Source organism: Mesorhizobium sp. B2-3-10 (assembly GCF_006442275.1).
GTDB classification, from domain to species: domain Bacteria; phylum Pseudomonadota; class Alphaproteobacteria; order Rhizobiales; family Rhizobiaceae; genus Mesorhizobium; species Mesorhizobium australicum.
This window is the reverse complement of sequence record NZ_VFVT01000001.1, coordinates 404,774-426,335: the sequence shown is the minus strand read 5'-3', so window position 1 is coordinate 426,335 and position 21,562 is coordinate 404,774. Positions and strand designations below refer to the sequence as shown.

The 21,562-nt window shown below is 65.3% G+C and carries 24 protein-coding genes; 14 read left to right on the top strand and 10 right to left on the bottom strand.

Annotated features, from left to right (window positions below):
• Nucleotides 1–64: 64 nt before the first annotated feature.
• Both FJ943_RS02165 and FJ943_RS02160 read left to right on the top strand, forming a co-directional pair.
• Nucleotides 65–2,170, top strand: a complete 2,106-nt coding sequence (locus FJ943_RS02165; RefSeq protein ID WP_140719549.1) for a TRAP transporter permease — start codon at nucleotides 65–67, stop codon at nucleotides 2,168–2,170.
• Nucleotides 2,171–2,246: 76 nt separating this feature from the next.
• A complete protein-coding gene (locus FJ943_RS02160) occupies nucleotides 2,247–2,630 on the top strand; it encodes a DUF1850 domain-containing protein (protein WP_140719547.1) in 384 nt (127 codons plus the stop codon).
• Between the two features lie 171 nt (nucleotides 2,631–2,801).
• Here the strand turns inward: FJ943_RS02160 and FJ943_RS30120 are convergent, their stop codons facing one another.
• Together FJ943_RS30120 and FJ943_RS02155 are read right to left on the bottom strand one after the other, a co-directional pair.
• Nucleotides 2,802–2,927: a hypothetical protein gene (locus FJ943_RS30120; protein WP_263484918.1), complete on the bottom strand. Its 126-nt coding sequence runs from the start codon at nucleotides 2,925–2,927 to the stop codon at nucleotides 2,802–2,804.
• A gap of 2 nt (nucleotides 2,928–2,929) precedes the next feature.
• Entirely contained in the window at nucleotides 2,930–3,070 is a 141-nt protein-coding gene (locus tag FJ943_RS02155; protein ID WP_015314782.1) for a hypothetical protein, read from the bottom strand.
• 401 nt (nucleotides 3,071–3,471) lie between these two features.
• Here FJ943_RS02155 and FJ943_RS02150 point away from each other — a divergent pair, with 401 nt between their 5' ends.
• The 3 genes from FJ943_RS02150 (at nucleotide 3,472) to ligD (ending at nucleotide 7,513) form a co-directional block, all read left to right on the top strand.
• A complete protein-coding gene (locus FJ943_RS02150; protein WP_015314781.1) occupies nucleotides 3,472–3,978 on the top strand; it encodes a ferritin-like domain-containing protein in 507 nt (168 codons plus the stop codon).
• Between the two features lie 109 nt (nucleotides 3,979–4,087).
• Nucleotides 4,088–4,963: a Ku protein gene (locus FJ943_RS02145; protein WP_140618129.1), complete on the top strand. Its 876-nt coding sequence runs from the start codon at nucleotides 4,088–4,090 to the stop codon at nucleotides 4,961–4,963.
• A gap of 9 nt (nucleotides 4,964–4,972) precedes the next feature.
• The gene (gene ligD / locus FJ943_RS02140) at nucleotides 4,973–7,513 is read left to right on the top strand and encodes a DNA ligase D (RefSeq protein WP_140719545.1); all 2,541 of its coding nucleotides are present in this window, start codon (nucleotides 4,973–4,975) and stop codon (nucleotides 7,511–7,513) included.
• Nucleotides 7,514–7,535: 22 nt separating this feature from the next.
• On the opposite strand, the gene FJ943_RS02135 is transcribed toward ligD, so the two are convergent.
• Nucleotides 7,536–8,210, bottom strand: coding sequence for a winged helix-turn-helix domain-containing protein (locus FJ943_RS02135; protein ID WP_140618125.1), 675 nt, complete (start codon nucleotides 8,208–8,210; stop codon nucleotides 7,536–7,538).
• A gap of 68 nt (nucleotides 8,211–8,278) precedes the next feature.
• On the opposite strand from FJ943_RS02135, the gene FJ943_RS02130 reads away from it, so the two are divergent.
• The 3 genes from FJ943_RS02130 to FJ943_RS02115 all read left to right on the top strand — a co-directional run bounded on the left by FJ943_RS02130 (nucleotide 8,279) and on the right by FJ943_RS02115 (nucleotide 9,255).
• Entirely contained in the window at nucleotides 8,279–8,494 is a 216-nt protein-coding gene (locus FJ943_RS02130) for a DUF1127 domain-containing protein (protein WP_140618124.1), read from the top strand.
• 87 nt (nucleotides 8,495–8,581) lie between these two features.
• The gene (locus tag FJ943_RS02120; protein WP_140719542.1) at nucleotides 8,582–8,914 is read left to right on the top strand and encodes an NIPSNAP family protein; all 333 of its coding nucleotides are present in this window, start codon (nucleotides 8,582–8,584) and stop codon (nucleotides 8,912–8,914) included.
• The gene (locus FJ943_RS02115; protein WP_140719540.1) at nucleotides 8,911–9,255 is read left to right on the top strand and encodes an antibiotic biosynthesis monooxygenase; all 345 of its coding nucleotides are present in this window, start codon (nucleotides 8,911–8,913) and stop codon (nucleotides 9,253–9,255) included. Before FJ943_RS02120 ends, FJ943_RS02115 begins: the two co-directional genes overlap by 4 nt.
• Nucleotides 9,256–9,430: 175 nt before the next feature.
• On the opposite strand, the gene mbfA is transcribed toward FJ943_RS02115, so the two are convergent.
• On the bottom strand, nucleotides 9,431–10,414 hold the full coding sequence (gene mbfA, locus FJ943_RS02110) for an iron exporter MbfA (RefSeq protein WP_015314774.1): 984 nt from the start codon (nucleotides 10,412–10,414) through the stop codon (nucleotides 9,431–9,433).
• 170 nt (nucleotides 10,415–10,584) lie between these two features.
• Here mbfA and FJ943_RS02105 point away from each other — a divergent pair, with 170 nt between their 5' ends.
• Nucleotides 10,585–10,908: a hypothetical protein gene (locus tag FJ943_RS02105; RefSeq protein WP_140618115.1), complete on the top strand. Its 324-nt coding sequence runs from the start codon at nucleotides 10,585–10,587 to the stop codon at nucleotides 10,906–10,908.
• Nucleotides 10,909–11,057: 149 nt separating this feature from the next.
• Nucleotides 11,058–12,032 (top strand): threonine/serine dehydratase, encoded by a 975-nt coding sequence (locus tag FJ943_RS02100; RefSeq protein WP_140719538.1) that lies wholly within the window; start codon nucleotides 11,058–11,060, stop codon nucleotides 12,030–12,032.
• Nucleotides 12,033–12,052: 20 nt separating this feature from the next.
• Here the strand turns inward: FJ943_RS02100 and FJ943_RS02095 are convergent, their stop codons facing one another.
• The 4 genes from FJ943_RS02095 to FJ943_RS02080 are packed head-to-tail and all read right to left on the bottom strand — an operon-like array spanning nucleotide 12,053 to nucleotide 15,772.
• A complete protein-coding gene (locus FJ943_RS02095) occupies nucleotides 12,053–13,189 on the bottom strand; it encodes an ABC transporter permease (protein ID WP_140618111.1) in 1,137 nt (378 codons plus the stop codon).
• A complete protein-coding gene (locus FJ943_RS02090; protein WP_140618109.1) occupies nucleotides 13,186–14,106 on the bottom strand; it encodes an ABC transporter ATP-binding protein in 921 nt (306 codons plus the stop codon). The genes FJ943_RS02095 and FJ943_RS02090 overlap by 4 nt, the downstream gene beginning before the upstream one ends.
• Nucleotides 14,103–15,056 carry an HlyD family efflux transporter periplasmic adaptor subunit gene (locus tag FJ943_RS02085; RefSeq protein WP_140719536.1) on the bottom strand — a complete coding sequence of 318 codons (954 nt, stop codon included), beginning with the start codon at nucleotides 15,054–15,056 and terminating at the stop codon, nucleotides 14,103–14,105. The genes FJ943_RS02090 and FJ943_RS02085 overlap by 4 nt, the downstream gene beginning before the upstream one ends.
• Nucleotides 15,053–15,772, bottom strand: coding sequence for a CerR family C-terminal domain-containing protein (locus tag FJ943_RS02080; protein WP_140719534.1), 720 nt, complete (start codon nucleotides 15,770–15,772; stop codon nucleotides 15,053–15,055). The genes FJ943_RS02085 and FJ943_RS02080 overlap by 4 nt, the downstream gene beginning before the upstream one ends.
• Before the next feature lie 91 nt (nucleotides 15,773–15,863).
• Here FJ943_RS02080 and FJ943_RS02075 point away from each other — a divergent pair, with 91 nt between their 5' ends.
• Both FJ943_RS02075 and FJ943_RS02070 read left to right on the top strand, forming a co-directional pair.
• The gene (locus FJ943_RS02075) at nucleotides 15,864–16,337 is read left to right on the top strand and encodes a CYTH domain-containing protein (RefSeq protein ID WP_015314767.1); all 474 of its coding nucleotides are present in this window, start codon (nucleotides 15,864–15,866) and stop codon (nucleotides 16,335–16,337) included.
• A complete protein-coding gene (locus FJ943_RS02070; protein WP_140719532.1) occupies nucleotides 16,334–17,278 on the top strand; it encodes a CHAD domain-containing protein in 945 nt (314 codons plus the stop codon). The genes FJ943_RS02075 and FJ943_RS02070 overlap by 4 nt, the downstream gene beginning before the upstream one ends.
• 22 nt (nucleotides 17,279–17,300) lie before the next feature.
• Here the strand turns inward: FJ943_RS02070 and FJ943_RS02065 are convergent, their stop codons facing one another.
• Nucleotides 17,301–18,104, bottom strand: a complete 804-nt coding sequence (locus FJ943_RS02065; protein WP_140719530.1) for a helix-turn-helix transcriptional regulator — start codon at nucleotides 18,102–18,104, stop codon at nucleotides 17,301–17,303.
• A 113-nt stretch (nucleotides 18,105–18,217) separates the two neighbouring features.
• Between FJ943_RS02065 and FJ943_RS02060 the strand changes: the two genes are divergently transcribed.
• Nucleotides 18,218–19,078 (top strand): ATP/GTP-binding protein, encoded by an 861-nt coding sequence (locus FJ943_RS02060; protein WP_140719528.1) that lies wholly within the window; start codon nucleotides 18,218–18,220, stop codon nucleotides 19,076–19,078.
• Nucleotides 19,079–19,195: 117 nt separating this feature from the next.
• Nucleotides 19,196–19,813: a DNA-3-methyladenine glycosylase gene (locus FJ943_RS02055; RefSeq protein ID WP_140719526.1), complete on the top strand. Its 618-nt coding sequence runs from the start codon at nucleotides 19,196–19,198 to the stop codon at nucleotides 19,811–19,813.
• Here the strand turns inward: FJ943_RS02055 and FJ943_RS02050 are convergent.
• Entirely contained in the window at nucleotides 19,803–21,533 is a 1,731-nt protein-coding gene (locus tag FJ943_RS02050; RefSeq protein ID WP_140719524.1) for a SulP family inorganic anion transporter, read from the bottom strand. The genes FJ943_RS02055 and FJ943_RS02050 overlap by 11 nt on opposite strands.
• Between the last annotated feature and the right edge of the window lie 29 nt (nucleotides 21,534–21,562).

Genomic DNA, 21,562 nt, shown 5'->3' with positions numbered 1-21,562 from the left:
GACTATCTGAGATGTCTTCGCGACGCGCCTCGCACTATCATTCGCTCATTTTGGAGTGCGTCGGATGAGCGAAGCAGTCGACGGCAAATCCTCCACCTTCCATCTCCCCGTCGCCGAAGAGCAGGTAGAAGGACTGCCGCCGGGTTTCGGCGACGGCATCGCCGGCAAGGCGGCCTTCGCCATCGCGGTCGCTTTTTCCGCCTTCCAGATCTACATCGCCGCCTATGGCAGCCTGCCGAGCCAGGTGGTGCGGGCCATGCATGTCGGCTTCCTGCTGCTGCTCGGCTTCGGCCTGATCGCCAATCTGCGCGCCACCAGCCTGCCGGCCAAGGCCGCGTTCTGGACGCTGGGAGTGCTCGGCTTCGGCACCGGCCTGTACAATTGGGTGTTCTATACCGACCTCATCCGGCGCTCCGGCTTCCTCACCACGCCGGACCTGATCGTCGGCGCGGTGCTGGTGGTGTTGGTCTTCGAGGCGGCGCGCCGGCTGATGGGGCTGCCGCTGGCGGCCATCGCCTTCATCTTTCTCGCCTATTGCTTCGTCGGCAATCATCTGCCGCCGCCCTTCATCCATCGCGGCTATGACTTCGCCCAGCTGGTCGACACCTTCGCCTACGGCACCGAAGGCATTTACGGCACGCCGATCTATGTCTCGGCCGCCTATATCTTCATCTTCGTCGTCTTTGCCGCCTTCCTCGAACGCGCCGGGATGATCGCGCTGTTCAACGATTTCGCGCTCGGCCTGGTCGGCACCTGGCGCGGCGGCCCGGCGCAGGTCTGCGTGCTGTCCTCGGCGCTGATGGGCACCATTTCCGGTTCCGGCGTCGCCAATGTGGTGGCCAGCGGCCAGTTCACGATTCCCTTGATGAAGCGCTTCGGCTTCCGCTCGGCCTTTGCCGGCGCCGTCGAGGCGACCTCCTCGATGGGCGGCCAGATCATGCCGCCGGTGATGGGCGCGGTCGCCTTCATCATGGCCGAGACGCTGAACATCCCCTATGCCGATGTGGTCAAGGCGGCGATCATCCCGGCGCTGCTCTATTTCGGCGCCTGTTTCTGGCAGGTGCATCTGGAGGCAGGCAAGGCCGGCCTGCGCGGCATGGCCAAGGCGGACCTGCCGAACCCCTGGGACGCGGTGCGACAGCACTGGCCGCTGGTGCTGCCGCTGGCGGCGCTGATCTATCTGCTGTTCGCCGGCTACACACCGGTCTTCGCCGGTACGATGGGCCTGGCGCTGACCATCGTGCTGATCCTCGGCACGCCGCTGGCGGCGCTGATCGGGCCGCTCGCCTTCCGCGTCGTCTTCTGGCTGGCGCTGGGGCTTGCCGCCTCCTCCTTCATGAAATTCGGCGTCAACATCCTCAGCCTTGTCATCGCCGCACTCGTCATTGCCTGCCTTGCTTTCAAGGGTGGCCGCGAGACGCTGCGGATCTGCATCGACTCGCTTGCCGAAGGCGCCAAGAACGCGCTGCCCGTCGGCATTGCCTGCGCCATCGTCGGCATCGTCATCGGCACGCTGACGCTGACCGGCATCGCCTCGACCTTCATCGGCTGGATCATCTCGATCGGCGAGAACAATCTGTTCCTGTCGCTGGTGCTGACCATGCTGACCTGCCTGGTGCTCGGCATGGGCATCCCGACCATCCCCAACTACATCATCACCTCGTCGCTGGCCGGGCCGGCGCTGCTGTCGCTCGGCGTGCCGCTGGTGGTCAGCCACATGTTCGTCTTCTATTTCGGCATCATGGCCGACCTGACGCCGCCGGTGGCGCTGGCCGCCTTTGCCGCCGCACCCATGGCCAAGGAGAGCGGCCTCAAGATCGGTATCCAGGCGACAAAACTTGCCATTGCCGGCTTCGTCGTTCCGTTCATGGCGGTCTACACGCCGGCGCTGATGCTGCAGGACGCCGGACCGATCGCCGCCCAGTTCGGTTATCCCGTCGAGGTCGCCTACATCGTTCTCAAGGCCTGCATGGGCATCGTGCTGTGGGGCGCCGCCGCCGTCGGCTTCCTTGCCACGCGCATGGCCTGGTGGGAACGGCTCGTCGCCTTCGCCGCCGGCGTGCTGCTGGTGGCGGCGGTGCCGCTGACCGATGAGACCGGCTGGGCGCTGTCGCTGGCCTGGATCGGCTGGCATGTCTGGCGTGCCCGGCAAGCGTCGGTCACTGTATGATCCCGAAGCGAAGGTCGGCGAACGCAAAAAGCGGCACCCGGCTGGCGGCGGCGATCCTGCTCAGGCGAGAAACCGCATGAGCCTGTGCATCCTCGCCGCCGGCAAGAGCGTGACGCTCGGCGTTGCCGCCTTCACCCTGTCCTGGACGCATTCGGTGGAGCGGACACGCTGGGAGGAAGACTGGAAGGTGACGCCCTCCGGCCTGCAAGTGGTCGAGGCCCGTATCAAGGGCTCGGGTGCCGGCATGGAGCCGCCGGAAGGTGCGGTGCTGAAGGATGGCTGGTGGGCCTATTCGCCCAAGGTCGGGCCGCAGCCCCGTCTCGTGCTGGCGGCCTCCGGCGCGACGGCCGGTGGCTGGACGCTGTGCACGTCCCAGGATTGCCGCGAACTGGGTAAGGCGGCGGGCGGCGCGATTGTGCTCCAACCCTGTGTGGCCGATCGCTTGAGCCGGCTGCGGTAGCGCGCATTCATCCGATTGGCCGCAACCAAGCGCGACGCTCTCGAAGAGGATCAGCGGCTGCACCGAAGGGTTCAGAGGGACGGCTTGCGTGGGATGGCTCGTCCGCGGACGCGCGGTCACGCTGGCCTCGGCTGCTTATGTCCTATGACACCAAGCCAGCCGATGGCGGCATCAAAGACGCGGCGTTGCCGCACGCCGGCGGTCGGCCAGGACAGGGCGTTCGGCGCGATAGGCGGTGGCGCGGCTGTCGGCGTCCGGCCTGCAGATGCGGCTGTTGTGGCGGCTTTCGAAGCTCATGGTCAGTGCGCGCCCAGCGACGTGCCGCGACGGGCGCAGGCCGGACCGGGGCCACGCATGTAATAGCGCTCGGGCCGATAGGTCGGCGCGACGAATTCGCGGATGGCGGCGGCATAGCCGATGAGTTGCGTGAGGAAGTTCATTTTACCTGGTCCCTGTCCCGATTTTCGGACGTCCCTTCCGAAGTGCGAGAACGATAGCATCGAGGCGTGAATACTCAGTGAACGTGATGTTAATTTTTGGTCGAAAACCCGTCGCTTCATGGCCGGATTGCGGCTGATTCGGGGTGTTTCGACGCCTTTTGTCACCATTTCGGTTGGTGTGACTTTTGCATCACATATGTTTCGTTTGAATGTCGCCTTGGCGCGCTTGTGTTTCAACTTTCGTGCCGCCCGGGAATTTCCTGCCGTACGGCCGCGAGCGCTCGGAACCGGCCCCACCACTGGACGTTGAGTTCCAAGAACCGGCATTGCCGGCTCACAGGCACTGCCCAGGCAAGGCCGGGATCTCCCGAACAAGCAAGAGCAATGGAAAGGTTGAAATCATGGGCTTCTTTTCGAAGGACATCAAAACGCTGGACGACCTCTTCGTGCACACGCTGCGCGACATCTATTATGCCGAAAAGCAGATCGAGAAGGCGCTGCCGAAGATGGTCGACAAGGCAACCGATCCGCAATTGAAGGCCGGCTTCGAAAAACACCTCGAGCAGACCAAGGGCCATATCGAACGCGTCGAGCAGGTGTTCGAGCTGCATGGCGTCAAGGCCAAGCAGGTCAACTGCCCGGCCATCGACGGCATCCTCGAGGAGGCCGACGACGTCAGCGGCGATGTCGACGACAAGGACGTTCTGGATGCCGCGCTGATCGCCTCCGCGCAGGCCGTCGAGCACTATGAAATGACCCGCTACGGCACCTTGATCGCCTGGGCCAAGCAGCTCGGCCGCAGCGACTGCGCCAATGTGCTGGCCAAGAATCTCAAGGAAGAGCAGGCGACGGATCGCAAGCTGACCGAAATCGCGGAAAGCAAGATCAACCTGCAGGCCGCCGAATAGGGGCTGAAGGCCGGGGCCGGCGGCAATCGCGCCGGCCCCGGCCCGACCGGGTTGGAACCGAGCGGGGTGGTCGCCCGTTCCAGCTGATCTTTCTCACGGGGAAATCATCATGGCGCCGCGCCCGGCCTGGAAAGGCTATCTGAAGCTCTCGCTGGTCACCTGCGCCATCGAACTGACCAACGTGGTCACCCATGCCGACAAGGTCTCGTTCCACATTTTGAACCGCAAGACCGGCAATACGGTGAAGCGGATCTATGTCGACGCCGAGACCGGCAAACCGGTCGAGGACGGCGACGAGATCAAGGGATACGAGATCGAAAAGGGCGACTTCGTCCATATAGAGGAGGACGAGATCGAGGCGGTGCAGATCGAAACCTCGCACACGATGAGCCTCGACGGCTTCGTCGACAAATCCTCGATCCGGCAGATCTATCTCGACACCCCCTACTATGTCGCGCCGGCCGACAAGGTTTCGGAGGAGGCGTTCGCCGTCATCCGCGACGCGATGGCGGGCAAGAAGATGGCCGGGCTGGCGCGCATCGTCCTTTATCGACGCGAGCGTCCGGTGGTCATCGAGCCGCTCGGCAAGGGCATGGTGCTGACCACGCTGCGCTACGACAACACGGTGCGCCAGCCGGAGACCGTCTTCGGCGACATCGAGGCGGTGAAGACCGACCAGGAGATGACCGATCTGGCCGAGCTCATCATCGACAAGAAGAAGACCAAGTTCGATCCCTCGAAATTCGACGACAAATATGAGGAAGCCCTGCTCGAGCTGATCCGCGCCAAGAAGGCGGGGCACAAGGCGCCCAAGGCCAAGGAGGCGCCCAAACCCTCCAATGTCGTCAACCTGTTCGACGCGCTGAAGAAGAGCTTGTCGTCGGATTCGGGTTCAGGACAAACCAAGTCGTCCCCGGCGAAAGCCAAGCCGGCGGCCAAACGTGCCAAGGCGAAAAGCGTTGCGCCGAAGCGCAAATCGGCCTGAGGATACGAGATGGCCAGCAGCCTCGAACAGTATCATTCGAAGCGTGACTTCAAGAAGACCGCCGAGCCGGCCGGTAAGGTTGCGCGCGGCAAGAAGGACGGCGGCATCTTCGTCGTCCAGAAGCATGCCGCCACAAGGCTGCATTACGATTTTCGCCTCGAGCATGACGGCGTGCTGTGGAGCTGGGCGGTGACGCGCGGCCCGAGCCTCGATCCGCACGAAAAGCGGCTGGCCGTGCATGTCGAGGATCATCCCATCGACTATGCCGGCTTCGAAGGCACCATCCCCAAGGGCGAGTATGGCGGCGGCTCGGTCCTCGTCTGGGACGAGGGCACCTGGATGCCCGAGGGCGATCCGGCCAAGATGATGGCGAAGGGGCACATCAACTTCGAGCTCGAGGGCCACAAGCTGCGTGGCAAGTGGCATCTGGTACGGCTGCGGCCGCGGCCCGGCGAAAAACGCGACAACTGGCTGCTGATCAAGTCGGACGATGCCGCCGCACGCCCCGGCGAGGATATTCTGCAAGACGAGCCGAAATCGGTGAAATCAGGCCTGACGATCGAGGAGGTCGGCGAAGGCAAGGCGGCCAAGGGCGAGAAGCCGAAGGTCTGGCATTCGAACAAGCCGGCCGCCGGCAAGGCCAAGACCGGCGGCAAGAAGCTCGATTTCATCGAGCCACAGCTCGCCACGCTGGAGCGCGACGCACCGTCGGGCCAGGACTGGCTGCATGAGGTGAAGTTCGACGGCTACCGCATGCAGGCACAGATCGCCGGCACCGACGTTCGGCTACTGACCCGCACCGGGCTGGACTGGACGGAAAAATTCGGCGGCGAGATCACGGCCGAACTCGCCGGGCTGAAATGCAGCGACGCCATCCTCGACGGCGAGATCGTCGTGCTGGCCGACAGCGGCGTGTCCTCCTTCGCGCTGCTGCAGCAGGATCTGTCGGCGAAGCGGACGAACCGCTTCATCTATTACGTCTTCGACCTGATGCGGCTCGACGGCAAGGATTTGCGCCGCGAGCCGCTTGTCGAGCGCAAGCAGGCCCTGCAGGCGCTGCTCGGCGAGCCGTCCGACACCGCGGCGGTGCGTTTCTCCGACCATTTTGCCGAACCCGGCAAGATCATGCTGGAACATGCCTGCCGCATGGGGCTGGAAGGCGTCGTCTCAAAACGCGCCGATGCGCCCTACCGGAGCGGGCGCAGTCCGGCATGGGTCAAATCGAAATGCACGGCACGGCAGGAATTCGTCATTGGCGGCTATCTGCCGTCGGACAAGACCGGGCGCGGCCTGCGCTCGCTGCTGGTCGGCTATTTCGAAGGCGGCAGCCTGCACTATGCCGGCCGTGTCGGCACCGGCTTCTCCACCAAGAGCGCCAACGACCTGAAGAAGAAGCTCGATGCGCTGAAGGCGGACGCCTCGCCCTTCGATGCGGCCGTGCCGAAGGGCAAGGGCCTGGTCTGGGTCAAGCCGGAACTGGTCGGCGAAGTGGAGTTTCGCAGCTGGACGTCGGACCGTATTATACGCCATGCTTCGTTCCAGGGGCTGCGCGAGGACAAGCCGGCGGAGGAAGTCGTGCAGGAAAAGCCCAATGCAACGGGAACAGGGGCAACGGGAACCAAAACAGCGACAGGCAAGAGCCCCGCCAAGGCCAAGCCGGCGGCAGGCAGCGCCATTACGGCAGCAACAGCGGCGAAAACCAGCGTGAAGCTGTCCCACCCGGACAAGCTTCTGTGGCCCGACGAAAAGATCTCGAAGCAGGCCCTGCTCGATCATTACGCGCTGGTATGGCCGCGCATGAAGCAGTTCGTGGTCGACCGCCCGCTCAGCCTTGTCAGGGCGCCCGATGGCGTCGGCGGCCAGCGTTTCTTCCAGAAGCATGCCTCGCCCGGCATGCATGCGAAGATCGAAAAGACCAAGGACCCCACGGATGGCGAGGAAATCCTGTTCATCCGCGATTTCGACGGCATCGCGGCGCTGGTCCAGCTCGGCGTGGTCGAGATCCATATCTGGGGCTGCACCATCGACAAGCTTGAACAGCCCGACCAGGTCGTCTTCGACCTCGACCCCGACGAGGGCGTCGATGTGAAGGCGGTGCGCGAGGCGGCGCTCGACATCAGGGGCAAGCTCGACGAGCTGTCGCTGCCCAACTTCGTCAAGACATCGGGCGGCAAGGGCTTTCACGTCGTCGTTCCGCTGAAGCCGTCGGCGGATTGGGCCGAGGTCAAAGGCTTCGCCCATGATTTCGCCAGGGCGCTGGAGCAAGGCGCGCCGGATCGCTACACCGCGACGCTGTCGAAGAAGGCGCGCACGGGGAAGATCTTCGTCGACTACCTGCGCAACGGCAGCGGCGCGACCACCGTCGCGCCCTACTCCTCGCGCGCCAAGAAGGGCGCGACGGTGTCGATGCCGGTGACCTGGGCCGAGATCGAGGCCGGCCTGCCGCCGAACGCCTTCCCGATCGGCGACAAGACGACGCTGAAACGGCTCTCGGAAGCCGATCCGTGGGTGGATTTCTTCAAGAAGGGGAAGGTGCTGAAGCGCGGCTAGCTCGACTTTCGGCGCGCCGACCTCACCCCAAAAACACCCTCTCGAACGCCTGCTTGCCCGGCGGCGAGAAAATCACCGCGCGGCTGTCCTTCTCGCGGCGCGCCCATTTCTCGGCAAGGATCTTGTCGAGGATGGCGGCGCCAAGCGTCCCGGCGAGGTGCGAGCGCCGCACGCTCCAGTCGAGGCAGGCGCGGCACACCGGCCGCCGCGGCTTGGTGTAGACATCGATGCCGATCGCCGCGAAATGCGATGCGGCGGACGGCCCGAGCCTGATCTCCTTGTCGTTGCGGACCAGTATGTTTTTCTCCACAAGGCGGTCCAGCATCGCAACGGCCTGCTCGCCCGCAAGGTGATCGTAGCAGACGCGCGCGACGCGCATCGCGCCGTCGCGCGGGCCCGGCCGCACGCGCTTGGGGCCAACGGCTTCCGCAACGCCGGTGATGGCCTCGATCATGCCGGCCACTTGCGGGCCGGCCAGACCGTAATAGCGATGCCGGCCCTGGCTGGCCAAGGTCAGCAGCCCGCCCTCCATCAGCTTGGACAGATGCGAGGAGGCGGTCGGCAGCGACACGCCGGCCTCCAGCGCCAGTTCGCTCGCGGTCAATGCCGTACCGCCCATCAGGGCATTCAGCATGTTGGCGCGGGCCGGATCACCGACCAGGCTGGCGATGCGGGCAATGTCGGGTCCTTCACGCATGGTTTGATCCTCATCGAAGCATTCTTGTCAGATAACCATTATTCTGCGACGGGATCAAGGAGACGAGGATGGCCGCACGAATCGCTTTCACCCCCGAACCGGTGCCCCGCCGCCAATCGTTCCCGTTCGTCACCTGGGTCCGCTCACGGTTGCTGGCCCGCTGGTATGACCGCCATGCGCAGCGCCGCGACCTCTCGGAGATCGACGACCACCTGCTGCGTGACCTCGGCCTGACACGGGAGGATGTGCGCCGCGAATGCGCGAAATCCTTCTGGCAGGTGTGATCGCCAACTCATCTGCCTAGCAGATCGGGTGGCACGACGTTTCGACGCCGCCCGAACTGTCGCCGCTAAACACCCAAGGAGCCGACCATGACCATCACCTGCTTTATCCGCTACGAGATCGACCCGTTCGGCAAGGCCGCCTTCGAGGAATATGCCCGCAACTGGGGTCAGGCCATTCCACGCTGCGGCGCCGATCTGATCGGCTATTTCGCGCCGCATGAGGGCTCGGCCACCACGGCCTATGCCGCCTACAACATCGAAAGCCTTGCCGCCTATGAAGCCTACCGCGCCCGGCTTGCCGCGGACCCCGCCGGCAAAGCAAACTATGAATTCGCCCGCCGCGAACGCTTCATCCTCAAGGAGGACCGCATGTTCCTGAAACTGGCTTCCGGCCCGTATGCGCCGCTGGTGAGGACATGATCGCCGTCATCTTCGAGGTGCAGCCTGCGCAGGGCCGGCGCGAGGCCTATCTGGGCATAGCCGCCGACCTGCGGCCGCTGCTCGACGGCATTGACGGCTTCATCTCCGTCGAGCGCTTCCAGAGCCTGGCCGACCCGGACCGGGTGCTGTCGCTGTCGTTCTGGCGCGACGAGGAGGCGGTGAAGGCCTGGCGCAACACCGAAGAGCACCGGCAGGCGCAGCGGGCCGGGCGCGGCGGTATCTTTGCCGGCCATCGATTGCGGATCGCGCACGTGGTGCGCGACTACGGACTGGTCGAGAGGAACGAGGCGCCGGCGGACAGCCGGGCCGTGAATGGGTAGAGTTATTGGGCTGACGTTGGCGCCGCCCCTCACCTGCCTGCCATCGCCGGTTTCGCCAATCGCCAGCGTTGGAAGAAAGGAGCCAGCGCTGCAGCCAGCCTCCTTCTCCCCGTCACTATACGGGGAGAAGTGCCCGGCAGGGCGATGAGGGGCAGCGCTGACCTCGCCACTTTGTTTACGCATTCCCGATCAGCACGCCCGCCGCGAACACCAGGGCGCCGCCCAGCACCACCTGGAAGGCGGCGCGCAGGAACGGGGTCTGCATGTAGCGGTTCTGGACGAAGGCGATGGCCCACAGTTCGAAGAACACCACCACGGCGGCTACCGCCGTCGCGGTCCAGAAATGCGGGATGAGATAGGGCAGCGCGTGGCCGAGGCCGCCCAGCGTCGTCATGATGCCGACGGTCAGGCCGCGCTTGATCGGTGAACCCCTGCCCGACAGCTTGCCGTCGTCGGAAGCGACCTCGGTGAAACCCATCGAGATACCGGCGCCGATCGAGGCGGCGAGACCGACCAGAAGCGTCTGCCAGGTGTCATGGGTGGCAAAGGCGGCGGCGAAGATCGGCGCCAGCGTCGACACCGACCCGTCCATCAGCCCGGCCAGGCCCGGCTGCACATAGGTGAGGATGAACTGGCGCTGCTCGGCGGTCGCCTCCTCGACCTTGACTTCGCCCGGCACGTGTTTCTGCTCCAGCGCATGCGCCGAGCTTTCATGGCCCTGTTCGGCCGCGGCCAGATCGTCGAGCAGCTTGCGGGTCGAGGCGTCGGTGGTGCGCTTGGCCGCCTCGACATAGAACAGATAGGCCTGCCGCTCCATCGCCTCGGCCTGGCGGCGCACGGCCTCGATGCCGAGCGGCCGCACCAGCCAGTCGGGCTTGCGCTCGAAATAGCCCCTCACATGTTCACGGCGGATCAGCGGAATGCGCTCGCCGAAACGCTTGCGGAAGAGTTCGATCAGCGAGTCGCGATGGCCGTCTTCCTCCTCGGCCATGGCCTCGAAGAGTTTGGCCGATTGCGGAAAGGTCTCGGACAATCCGTCCGCATAGGCCCGGTAGATACGCCCGTCATCCTCCTCCGATGAAATGGCCAGCGCCAGGATCTCCTGTTCGGAGAGCGATTCGAAGGAGCGGCGGCCGAAGCCGAAAACACGGGAAAGCATGAGGAAATCACCCTAGTTTAGAATTGTTCTAAACTATGGTTTGCAACGTCCTTGGTCAATCGTGCGCTTGGCCACGGTCAAGAATAGTTGAGCCGGCACCGGGCATCCCCCCTTCATTATCAGCGAATGTTTACCTATATATCGGGCCAAGCCAAAAAAGGAACGAGCTGATGACGGCCAAGAAGCCTCCGCACGCCTACGACCCGAAACCGGTCCTCGATCTCATCGCCAGCATCGAGGCCGACCTGCAGCGCCTGAAGGGGCTGGTCGAGCAGCAGGTCGAGAAATTCGACCCCGCCAACCCGCACAATAAGGCACCCGACGGCAAGCTGACAGAGGAAGGCGTCGAGTGCTGCTACCGCATGTTCGACGAGGGCAAGTCGCGCTATTCGGTCGCCCAGCAGATGAAGATCTCGTTTGCCGCCGCCACGCATCGGTTCAACAATTGGCGCAAGCTGGGCGGCAGCAAGCGGCAGCGGACATTGCTGGGGTGAATTTCGATATGCGGGCGTGACGGCCGCAACGCTGGATGCGTTTGTGTCTTGATCACAATCGCGAACTTTGTCCCGGTCACATCTTTTCGTTGGCATCGCGCGCGCCTTTGCGTGCACCATGGCCGGATCGCATCGCTACAGGACACGCCATGATCACCCCTCCCGGCATCGCCGACATCCACGCCGCCGCTGCACGGCTCTCGGGCCTGATCGTCGAGACCCCCTTGATCGAATCGCAGGAGCTGAACAGGCGCTTCGGCGGCCGCATCCTGTTCAAGCCGGAGACGCTGCAGCGCACCGGCTCGTTCAAGTTCCGCGGTGCCTACAACAAGCTGTCGACGCTGAGCGAGGCGGAGCGCTCGCGTGGCGTCGTCGCTTTCTCTTCGGGCAATCACGCGCAAGGCGTGGCGGCTTCCGCCGCCATGTTCGGCGTCAAGGCGGTCATCGCCATTCCGGCGGATGCACCTGACATGAAGATCGCCAATGTCCGCAGGATGGGCGCCGAGGTGGTGCCCTTCGACCGATTCAAGGACGACCGCATGACGGTGGTGCGCCCCTATCTCGACAAGGGCATGGCGTTGGTGCCGCCTTTCGACGATCCGGCCATCATTGCCGGCCAGGGCACGATCGGACTGGAGCTGGTCAAGCAGGCGCGGGCTCTGGGTGTCGGCTTCGACGCGGTCGTCATCCCCTGTGGTGGCGGCGGCCTGACCAGCGGCATCTCGGTCGCCGTGAAGGATACCTCGCCCGGCACCGCGATCTGGGCTGTCGAACCCGAGCATTTCGACGACACGCGCCGCTCGCTGGCCGCGGGCGCCAGGGTTTCGAACGAGCCTGGCCACAGTTCGATCTGCGACGCCATCCTCACCGCCGAGCCGGGCGCGATCACCTTCGAGATCAACCGCCGCAACCTCGCCGGCGCCGTCGCCGTCTCCGAGGATGCCGTCAGGCAGGCGATGCGCGACGCCATGGCCTATCTCAAGCTGGTGGTCGAGCCCGGAGGCTGCGTCGCGCTGGCGGCGCTGTCATCGGGTGAGATCGAGCTGTCCGGCAAATGCGTTGCCGTGGTGCTGTCCGGCGGCAATGTCGATTTCGGCACCTATGCCGGGATCATGGCGGCGTAGGGCGCACAGGTCAGCTCTCGTCAGTCCAGCGTGCGCCTGAACCGCACCAGCGCCACGCCGGCGAACAGCGCCACGAAAACCGCCAGCCAGCCGATCTCGGTCGCCACCGCCGGCAGTTCCGCGCCCTTCAGCATCACCGCGCGGGTGATGCGCAGGAAATGCGTCAGCGGGAAGATCTCGCCGAAGGTCTGCGCCCAGTCCGGCATGCCGCGATAGGGGAACATGAAGCCCGACAGCATGATCGAGGGCAGGAAGAAGAAGAAGGTGAGCTGAAGCGCCTGCATCTGCGTGCGTGCGATCGTCGAGATCGTGTAGCCGAGCAGCACCAGCGACAGCACGAACACCAGCACCGCCGACAAAAGCAGCGTCATCGAGCCGGTGAAGGGGATGGCGAACAGAAGCTTCGACGCCGCCAGCACCACCACCACCTGCACCGCGCCGACCGCCAGGTAGGGCAGCACCTTGCCCATCATGATCTCCAGCGGGCTCGACGGCATCGCCAGGAGATTTTCCATCGTGCCGCGCTCGGTCTCGCGCGTCAGCGCGATCGAGGTCATCATCACCATGGTCATCTGCAGGATGACGCCGAGCAGGCCGGGCACGATGTTGTATTGCGAGATGCCTTCGGGGTTGTAGCGGCGGTGGACGACGACATCGAGCTGCCCCCTGGCGGCTTCCGCCGCGGCTTCCTGCGTGCCTTGCGCTCTCAGCAGCGCCTGGCCGGCGATGGTGCCGAGCGTCGAGATGGCGCCGCTGGCCACCGCCGGATCGGTGGCGTCGGCCTCGATCAGGATTTGCGGCTTGTCGCCGCGCTCGACGCGGCGGGCGAAATCGGCCGGGATGGTGACGACGAAGGCGACGTCGCCGCGCGCCATCAGGAACTCGGCCTCCTCGGCGCTTTGCGCGACATGGTCGAAGCGGTAGTAACCGGTGGTCTGCAGCGCCGCGACCATGGCGCGGGTATAGGGATCGCTGCTGGTCGCCACCAGGGCCGCCGGCAGGCTCTTCGGGTCGTTGTTGATGGCGTAGCCGAACAGGACGAGCTGGATCAGCGGCACGCCCAGCATCATGGCGAAGGTGATGCGGTCGCGCCGCATCTGGATGAACTCCTTGATCAGCAGGGCGCCGAGCCTGGCGAAGGAAAAGACGCTGTTCATGCCATGTTGTCCTTCGATCCCGACATGAACTGGATGAAGACATCCTCCAGGCTGGTCTCGCCCGGCGTCACCGTCACGCCCTTGTGCTCCCTCTCGACATCGGCAAGCGCGGCCTCGAGCTTCTCGCGGTCGGAACCGACGACGTGCAGCGTCGCGCCGAACGGCGCCACCTGGTCGACGCCGGGGCGGCCTTGCAGTGCTTGCGCCACCTCGTCGAGCTTTGGACCTTGCAGCACGAAGGTGGTCAGGCCTGCATTCTTCACCACCTCGGCGACGGTGCCGGTGGCCAGCATCCTGCCATAGGAGATGTAGCTGATGCGGTGGCAGCGCTCGGCCTCGTCCATGTAATGAGTGGACACCAGCACGGTCAGCCCGCCGCTCGCCAGGCGATGGATCTCGTCCCAGAACTCGCGCCGCGCCTTCGGGTCGACGCCGGCCGTCGGCTCGTCCAGCAGCAGCAGTTTCGGCTTGTGCATGATGCAGGCGGCCAGCGCCAGCCGCTGCTTCCAGCCGCCGGACAAGGTGCCGGCCAGCTGGTTGCGGCGCGTCGTCAGGCCGAGCTCCTCCAGCGTGCGCGAGACATAGTCCTCGACCGGCCGCAGCCGGTAGAGCCGCGCCACGAATTCGAGGTTCTCGCCAATCGTCAGATCCTCGTAGAAGGAGAATTTCTGCGTCATGTAGCCGACTTCGCGCTTGATCCTGAGGCTGTCGGTGCGGATGTTGAAGCCCAGCACCGTGCCTTCACCCTCGTCCGGCGTCAGCAGGCCGCACATGATGCGGATGGTGGTGGTCTTGCCCGAGCCGTTGGGGCCGAGGAAGCCGACGATCTCGCCCTCGGCGACCGACATCGTCACATGGTCGACGACGGTCTTGTCGCCGAAGCGCTTGACCAGGCCGTGAACGTCGATGGCGTTCATTTTCCCATATCCGCGAGATCGACATCGACGATCTGGCCGGGCTGCAGCGGCCCCGCATCGCCCTCCGGCCGCGCCTCGACGAGGTAGACCAGCTTCTGCCGGTTTTCCAGGGAGTAGATCACCGGCGGGGTGAATTCGGGATCGGGCGAGACATAGCTGACGCGCGCCTTCACCTCCGGGCCACAGCCGTCGCAATGGACGCTGAGCGGGCTGCCGACCTTGACCGAGGAGAACGCGCTTTCCGGAATATAGACGCTGAGCTTCACCGCGCCGTCGGGAAGCACCGAGATGACCGGCGCGGTCGGGCCCGCCGTGTCGCCGGGATTGCGGATGACGTCGTTGACGCGGCCTGGCGAAGGCGCGGCCAACACCCGTTTGGAGAGCCGCCATTGCGCCTGATCCAGTGCCGCCTGCGCCTGTTTGACCTGATTGTCGGCGGCCTTGATCGTTTCGGCGCGCGCCGGCAGGCCGCCGACCGCCAGGTTGGCCTCCGCCTGGCCGACCTGCGCATTGGCCGTCTCCAGCGTCGCGGAAGCCGTGTCGAAATCAGCCTGCGTGCCGGCGCCGCGTTTGAACAGGTCGCTGGCGCGGTCGAATTTTCGCTTGGCGTCGGCGGCCTGTGCCTTGGTCATGTCGACCTCGGCCTTCAGCACGGCGATCTCTTCCGGCCGCTTGCCGACCTGGAGATCGGCATACTGCGCCTGCGCCTGGGCCAGCGCCGCCTGCGCTTGCGCCACCGCGATCTTGGCGTCGGCATTTTCGAGTGTCACCACGGTGGCTCCCGGCGTGACGCGGTCGCCGCGCTTCACCGCCACCGTCTCGACCTGCGCCACCTCGATCGGCGCCAGGAGCACATAATCGCCCTCGACATAACCGACGGCGAGCGGTGCCGCCGGCGCGCAGGCACCGAACAACTGCGCGGCGAGCGGCAGCGAACACAGAAAGCTCATTGTTTTAATCCCTTCATCCCTGGCCCCTTCCGGGCGGCCAGTATGGCGCCGAGATTGTCCGTGGTGACCGCCACCACCTTGGCGACCTCGGCGGCGCCGATGTCGCGCCAGCCCATGCGGCGCATGACAGCCTCGCGGCCGATGCGGAAATAGATGACCTGGCCGATCAACGTGAACACGGTGAGTCGGGTGCGTTCGCTCTCGGCCGGCTCGCCGGTGGCCTGCTCCCACATCTGGCACAGCCGACGGTGCGTCGGCTCGAAGACGCCGTCATAGATGCGGTCGAGCGCCGCCGTCGGATGCGACAGCTCGCGCAGCACGAATTGCACGATCTCTCCGGCCTGCGGCTGTGCCACGATGAAGCCGACCATCCGCTCGAGTGCCGTGAAGAGCTGCGCGCGCGCCGCCTCAGGATCGCTTGCCGCCGCCTGTCCGTGGCCGAGCCCCTCGCCGGCGCCCAGTGCCTGCCCTGCGATGCCCTGGATGGTCTCGACGATGAAGTCGGCGGCAGCGGCGCGAAGACCTTCCTTGCCGCCGAAATGATAGGCGATCGAGCCGATATTGGCCCCTGCCTCGGCGGCAATTTCGCGCGTCGAGGTGCCGTCGAAGCCCTGCCGCCCGAACAGTTTCAACGCCGCCTGGACAAGCGCGGCGCGCGTCGGCTCTGCCGGGGAGGTCTCGCGGCGGGGTCTCTTGGCGTCTGGCAATTTGATCATGCCAAAGACCTTAATCAATCGATTGATTAAGGTCAACTTGTGTGCGGCGCTGTCTTGCCATCGCGCGCGGCAACCGCTTTAGTGCGCGGCCATGGGCAAGGAAGTCGAGCGTAAGTTCCTGGTCTCCAGCACCGCATGGCGGGATCTGGCGGAAGCGGATATCCGCATTCTCCAGTTCTATCTCGCCACGGCACCCGGGCGAACCGTCCGCATCCGCATCAGTGATGGCGCCTCCGCCAAGCTGACGCTCAAATTCGGCAGCAGCGCGCGCGAGCGCGACGAATTCGAATACCCGATCCCGCTGGCGGAGGCGGTGGAGATGCTGGACTTCGCCATCGGACGTGTCATCGAGAAGACACGTCACCATGTTAGGCATCGCGGCTATCTCTATGAAGTCGATGTCTTTGGCGGTGCACTGGCGGGACTTGTGGTGGCCGAGCTCGAGACGCCGGAAGAGGTTCCGGACGAAATGCTGCCTGACTGGCTCGGCCGGGAAGTGACCGGCGAGCAGAAATTCTACAACGCGTCGCTCGCCCTCGGGGGGATACCGGAGATCGCCGCATGAGCTTTCGTATCGACCCGCGCCTGCCGCTGACCGGCGAGGTCAGGCGTATTCTTGCCGAGGAGATCGGCAAGGCCCTGCTGCATCTGGAGACGGCGCACACCCGGCCGGAACAGGGGCTGCACAAGTGCCGCAAGCGGCTGAAGAGCGCGCGTGCCTTGTTGCGCCTCGTTCGTTCCGGAGACGAAACATTCTGCGCCACGGAGAACCAGTGCTATCGAAACGTCGCGGCGCTGCTTGCCGGCCCGCGTGAAGCCACGGCCCTGATCGAGACCATCGATCGGCTGGCGGCGGGCTTCGCCAGGGAAAGCGTCGATGGCGGACTTGATGCCGTGCGCGACAGGTTGATCGCACGCCAGCATGATCTGCACGAAGGCGCGGGCCTGAAGGCGGCGATCGGGGCGGCCACCGCCGCCTGCGAAGACGGCCTGAAGCGCATCGAAACCCTTGCTTTGCCCGATCAGCCGGAACAGGCCGCCGACGTGCTTGCCGAAGGCGCCCGCGTCGCCTTGCGCCGCGCCAGGAAGGCGCTCGACAAGGCCGGCACGCGCGGTGAGGCCGACGATTTCCATGACCTGCGCAAGGCGGCCAAGACGCATGGCATGCATCTGTCGCTGCTGGGCAGGCTGTGGCCGACCCCGATCAAGGCGAGGCGCAAGGCCGTGGATGAACTGGGCGAGCGGCTCGGTGAACTGCATGATGTGTTCGTCATGCGCGCGCTGCTCGAGGCGGATAGCGAGCCGCTGGGGCCGCCCGAGGACACAAAACTTCTCGGCAAGTTGCTCAAGCGCTCGGAAAAGAGCCTCAGGAAAGCCTGTCTCGCCGAGGCAGCCGAACTGTTCGGCGACAGCCCCAAGCACGCGACGAAAAAGCTCGCCCGCAAGGCACGCGACGATCTCGCCGGCGCCTCGTCCGCGGATGATCTTGCCGCCACTGCCGGCTGATGGGCGGCGGACCTCGGCCGGTCTAAGCGGGTAGCGGCCGGCGGCCTTTCGCCAGGGAAGGCTGATCCTCCATCCGCGCCCCGGCATCGCGTGGATGCGGCCCGATGGGCATGATCGCCTCGAATGGCGTGGCGCCAAAGGCAAAGGTCCATTTGTAGCCGATCAACCCGTCCTCGGGCGTGGTGTGCTGGTCGTGATGCGCCAGCAGTCTCGCCCGGTCGGCCAATTCCTCGGCCTCGCGCCGCACCATCTCCGCCGTCTCCGGACGCATCCGCCTGGAGAAGCTGACGAAGGTCGCCTCCTTCTCGATATGGGTGATGGCCCAGCCGATGAAATTCTTGTTGGTCATCTCGAACAGCGGCCTGAGCGGCCCCTCGAAATTCCACTGGATCGGGGTTTCGACCAGCAGTTTCGCCGACAGGCCACGGCCAAGCCCGATCAGGCCGAGTTGCTCGAGGTCGCGCAGATAGAGGAACATCGAGGCCTCACTCAGGCCTTGCGAGCGCCTGATGCCTTCAGGCGTGAATTTTTCCGACAGCATGACGAAGACGAACAGCAGCGCCGGCCGGCTGGCGAGCCGTCGCTCTATCTCGGGCGCGATGTGGTTGACCGGCCCCGGCCCGCGGTTCATCGAGCCGAGCACGTTTTCCAGTTCGACGCCGGCGGCGGCGCAGATCTCCACCAGCCGGTCGAGCTTGCAGTTCTTCTCATGGAAGATGCGCTTCACCGTCGGCTCGGAAACGCCCATCCGTTCGCCGAGCTCACGATAGGTGACACCCTTGGCCTTCAGTGTCCGTTTCAGCGCCTCGAAGATTGGGCCGTTCATGGGATGCGCCTCTTGCTGGCGGTTTCGTATCGATATTCGATACTAGCTTCAATCCGGCTTCCCGAGAAGTATCGAAAATCCTGGCTGTTCACTGACATCACAGGAGAGCAGCCATGAACATCTTCGTCACTTCCGCCTTCATCGCCGCCATCGGCATTGCCGCCGCCCAGGCCGCCCAGGCCGACGAGCTCTGGCGCGAAACGGGCCTCGAACAGCCTGAATCGGCGCTGTTCGACGCCGCCAACGGCCGCATCATCGTTTCCAACATCGTCGGCAATCCGGGCGACGCCGACGGCAACGGCTACCTCAGCCTGCTGTCAACGGATGGCAAGATGGTGAGCCAGCACTGGACCGACGGCATGGACGCGCCCAAGGGCATGGCGATATCGGGCGGCAAGCTCTATGTCGCCGACATCACCAAAATCCGTGTCGTCGACCTCGCCAGCGGCAAGCTCATCGCCAGCATCGTGGTCCCTAACGCGGTCTTCCTCAACGACATGACTGCGGATGCCTCGGGCAAGGTCTACGTCACCGACATGCTGGCGGATGCGATCTACCGCATCGACGGCGACAGGCCGGAACTGTTCGTCAAGGATCTGCTGCTGGCCTCGCCCAACGGCGTGTTCGCCGATGGCGACAGGCTGATCGTGGCCTCCTGGGGCAAGGGCATCAAGGCCGACTTCAGCACGGCCGAGCCCGGCGGGCTGCTGGCGGTCGACATCGCCAGCAAGGCGGTGACGCCGCTGGCGGGCGCCCAAAACTTCGCCGACCTCGACGGCGTCGTCGCCATCGGCGGCACCATCTATGCGACGGCCTACATGACCGGCACGCTCTACCGATACCGGACCGGCGCAGCCCCGGAAGCGGTGGCGCATTTCAAGCCGGGCAGCGCCGATATCGGCACCGACGGCAAGTCGATCCTCTACGTGCCGCTGATGAACGAAGGCGAGGTCGCGGCGCTCAAGATCGAATGAGCGCTGGCGTCCGCACGACCTTCGCTGACAGCCGTGGATGGAGCGTGGTAGGACGGTCCCTCCACGGCAATGGTCAAGGAGGTGTGCCATGGACGACCGGGAGATCAGAGCGGCCCGATGGATCCCGTGAGCCACAGCGACAAGCATCGTCCGCTCGCGCGAGAGGAGCTGCCGGACGATACGGCCGCGCTCGCCCGGTTTCTCCTAGGCAAGCTGGTGGTGCGCGACTTGCCCGAAGGCAGGATCAGCGGCCGCATCGTCGAGACGGAAGCCTATGTCGTCGGTGATGCGGCCGGGCACGGCTTTCGAGGGATGACGCGGCGCAACCGGTCGCTGTTTCTCGAAGCCGGGCACGCCTATGTCTACCTCGCCTATGGCACCTCCTTCATGCTGAATGTCTCGAGCGAGACGAAAGGGGTCGGAACCGGCGTGCTGATCCGGGCGCTGGAACCGCTGGAAGGCGTCGCGATCATGCGGCTGAACCGAGGTGTCGAGCGCCTGCGCGACCTGGCGCGCGGTCCCGGAAGGCTGGCTGCGGCGTTGCGGATCGATCGTTCGCTCGACGGGATCGACCTGTGCCGGGAAGGCCCGCTGTGGCTCGCCCACGATGAATGTGAGCCCGGCGCGATCGGACAGGGGATCAGGATCGGCATTTCGAAGGACGCCGACCGGCTGCTGCGGTTCTACGTCAGGGAAAGTCCGTTCGTCAGCGGCCCGGCATCGCTCAATCGCTGAGAGACGGCTGCTCCGCCTCGTGTTTCCCCGCCAATTGGCCCCGCGCCTCGCGGATCGACGCGGCATAGGTCACCAGCGGCGGCTTGACGCCGTGGTTGATCAGCATGCGCCGGATCTGCGGCGAGGCGCCCGAAATGATGAAGCGCACGCCGGCGCGCCCCGCCTTGTGGGCCGCACTTTCGATGACATTGGCCGCCGTCGAATCGAAAAGCGGCACGGCGGAACAGTCGAGCACGAAGTTGCGGCGTTGGTCGGCGATGCGGTCGAGCACGCTGCCGACAGTGGACGCGGCACCGAAGAAGAAGGCGCCCGAGATGCGGTAGACGACGGTGTCGGCGTCGCTTGCCTCCGCGGAATCATAGGCGCGGGCGACGCCGACGCTGTCGGCGATATCGTCCTGCGCCAGGTCCGCCTCGACCGCGACGGACTTGGCCATGCGGTCGATGAACAGGATCGAGCCGAGCGCGAAGCCGACGACGATGCCCTCGGTCAGGTCGCGGAAGACGACTATGAGGAAGGTCGCCATCAGCACCAGCGCATCGCCGCGCGATGCCCTGAGCAGCGTGGCGAAGGCTTGTTTCTCGACCATGTTCCAGCAGACCACCGCCAGGACGCCGGCAAGGGCCGCGAGCGGGATGTAGCTGGCAAGCGGCGCCGCCACCAGCATCAGCACCAGCAGGATTCCCGAATGGACCATGCCCGAGACCGGACCGTGTGCGCCGGCCCGCACATTGGTGGCGGTGCGGGCTATGGTGCCGGTGGCGCAGATGCCGCCGAACAAAGCGGACGCGACATTGGCGAAGCCCTGCGCCACCAACTCGCAATTCGAGCGGTGCCGCCGGCCCGTCATGCCGTCTGCGACGACGGCCGACAGCAGCGATTCGATGGCGCCGAGCAGCGCGAAGGCGATGGCGTCCGGCAAGACGTCGAGCATCCTGCCGAAGCTGACGGGTGGCATGCCAGGCCATTGCAGGCTGCGCGGAATGCCGCCATAGCGCGTGCCGATCGTCTCGGCCGGCAACGCCAACAGCGCCACGACCAGCGAGGCGAGCCCGATGGCGATCAACATGGCCGGCCATTTCGGCCGCCAGCGCTTCAGCAAGACGATGGTCGCGATGGTCAGCGCCGCCACGACGGTCGCCGCGAGGTTGATCGTGCCGGCTGCTTCGCCAAGCGCGATCAGCTTGGGCACGAACGGTCCGGGCTCCCTTCCCGGCAAGGTCAGCCCGAACAGTTCGACGATCTGGCCGGAGAAGATGATGACGGCAATGCCGGCGGTGAAGCCGACGGTGACCGGATAGGGAATGAACTTGATGTAGGTGCCGAGCCGGAGATAGCCGATGGCAATGAGGAACACACCGGCCATCATCGTCGCCAGCAGCAGGCCGTCGAGGCCGACGCGCGCCACCGTCGCCGCCACCAGCACGATGAAGGCGCCGGCCGGGCCGCCGATCTGGAAGCGGCTGCCGCCCAAGGCCGAGATGATGAAGCCGCCGACGATGGAAGTGTAGAGGCCACGCTCCGGCGTCACGCCCGAAGCGATCGCGATCGCCATCGACAGCGGCAGCGCGACGATGGCGACAGTCAGCCCGGCGATGACATCCGCCTTGAAATGCGGCAGCCGGTAGCCCTCCCGCCAGACCGTCACCAGCTTCGGCGTGAACAGCTCGGAGAATGTCGGCTTCACCGCCTGATGCACTGCCTGACGCGCTTGATCCATGGACTGCCCCTGCAAAAGCGGCGGGATCG

Bases quoted from the DNA above. Each gene is read 5' to 3' on its own strand.
- FJ943_RS02165 (WP_140719549.1), top strand. From the start codon at position 65: ATGAGCGAAGCAGTCGACGGCAAATCCTCCACCTTCCATCTCCCCGTC.
- FJ943_RS02160 (WP_140719547.1), top strand. From the start codon at position 2,247: ATGAGCCTGTGCATCCTCGCCGCCGGCAAGAGCGTGACGCTCGGCGTT.
- FJ943_RS30120 (WP_263484918.1), bottom strand. From the start codon at position 2,927: ATGAGCTTCGAAAGCCGCCACAACAGCCGCATCTGCAGGCCGGACGCC.
- FJ943_RS02155 (WP_015314782.1), bottom strand. From the start codon at position 3,070: ATGAACTTCCTCACGCAACTCATCGGCTATGCCGCCGCCATCCGCGAA.
- FJ943_RS02150 (WP_015314781.1), top strand. From the start codon at position 3,472: ATGGGCTTCTTTTCGAAGGACATCAAAACGCTGGACGACCTCTTCGTG.
- FJ943_RS02145 (WP_140618129.1), top strand. From the start codon at position 4,088: ATGGCGCCGCGCCCGGCCTGGAAAGGCTATCTGAAGCTCTCGCTGGTC.
- ligD (WP_140719545.1), top strand. From the start codon at position 4,973: ATGGCCAGCAGCCTCGAACAGTATCATTCGAAGCGTGACTTCAAGAAG.
- FJ943_RS02135 (WP_140618125.1), bottom strand. From the start codon at position 8,210: ATGCGTGAAGGACCCGACATTGCCCGCATCGCCAGCCTGGTCGGTGAT.
- FJ943_RS02130 (WP_140618124.1), top strand. From the start codon at position 8,279: ATGGCCGCACGAATCGCTTTCACCCCCGAACCGGTGCCCCGCCGCCAA.
- FJ943_RS02120 (WP_140719542.1), top strand. From the start codon at position 8,582: ATGACCATCACCTGCTTTATCCGCTACGAGATCGACCCGTTCGGCAAG.
- FJ943_RS02115 (WP_140719540.1), top strand. From the start codon at position 8,911: ATGATCGCCGTCATCTTCGAGGTGCAGCCTGCGCAGGGCCGGCGCGAG.
- mbfA (WP_015314774.1), bottom strand. From the start codon at position 10,414: ATGCTTTCCCGTGTTTTCGGCTTCGGCCGCCGCTCCTTCGAATCGCTC.
- FJ943_RS02105 (WP_140618115.1), top strand. From the start codon at position 10,585: ATGACGGCCAAGAAGCCTCCGCACGCCTACGACCCGAAACCGGTCCTC.
- FJ943_RS02100 (WP_140719538.1), top strand. From the start codon at position 11,058: ATGATCACCCCTCCCGGCATCGCCGACATCCACGCCGCCGCTGCACGG.
- FJ943_RS02095 (WP_140618111.1), bottom strand. From the start codon at position 13,189: ATGAACAGCGTCTTTTCCTTCGCCAGGCTCGGCGCCCTGCTGATCAAG.
- FJ943_RS02090 (WP_140618109.1), bottom strand. From the start codon at position 14,106: ATGAACGCCATCGACGTTCACGGCCTGGTCAAGCGCTTCGGCGACAAG.
- FJ943_RS02085 (WP_140719536.1), bottom strand. From the start codon at position 15,056: ATGAGCTTTCTGTGTTCGCTGCCGCTCGCCGCGCAGTTGTTCGGTGCC.
- FJ943_RS02080 (WP_140719534.1), bottom strand. From the start codon at position 15,772: ATGATCAAATTGCCAGACGCCAAGAGACCCCGCCGCGAGACCTCCCCG.
- FJ943_RS02075 (WP_015314767.1), top strand. From the start codon at position 15,864: ATGGGCAAGGAAGTCGAGCGTAAGTTCCTGGTCTCCAGCACCGCATGG.
- FJ943_RS02070 (WP_140719532.1), top strand. From the start codon at position 16,334: ATGAGCTTTCGTATCGACCCGCGCCTGCCGCTGACCGGCGAGGTCAGG.
- FJ943_RS02065 (WP_140719530.1), bottom strand. From the start codon at position 18,104: ATGAACGGCCCAATCTTCGAGGCGCTGAAACGGACACTGAAGGCCAAG.
- FJ943_RS02060 (WP_140719528.1), top strand. From the start codon at position 18,218: ATGAACATCTTCGTCACTTCCGCCTTCATCGCCGCCATCGGCATTGCC.
- FJ943_RS02055 (WP_140719526.1), top strand. From the start codon at position 19,196: ATGGATCCCGTGAGCCACAGCGACAAGCATCGTCCGCTCGCGCGAGAG.
- FJ943_RS02050 (WP_140719524.1), bottom strand. From the start codon at position 21,533: ATGGATCAAGCGCGTCAGGCAGTGCATCAGGCGGTGAAGCCGACATTC.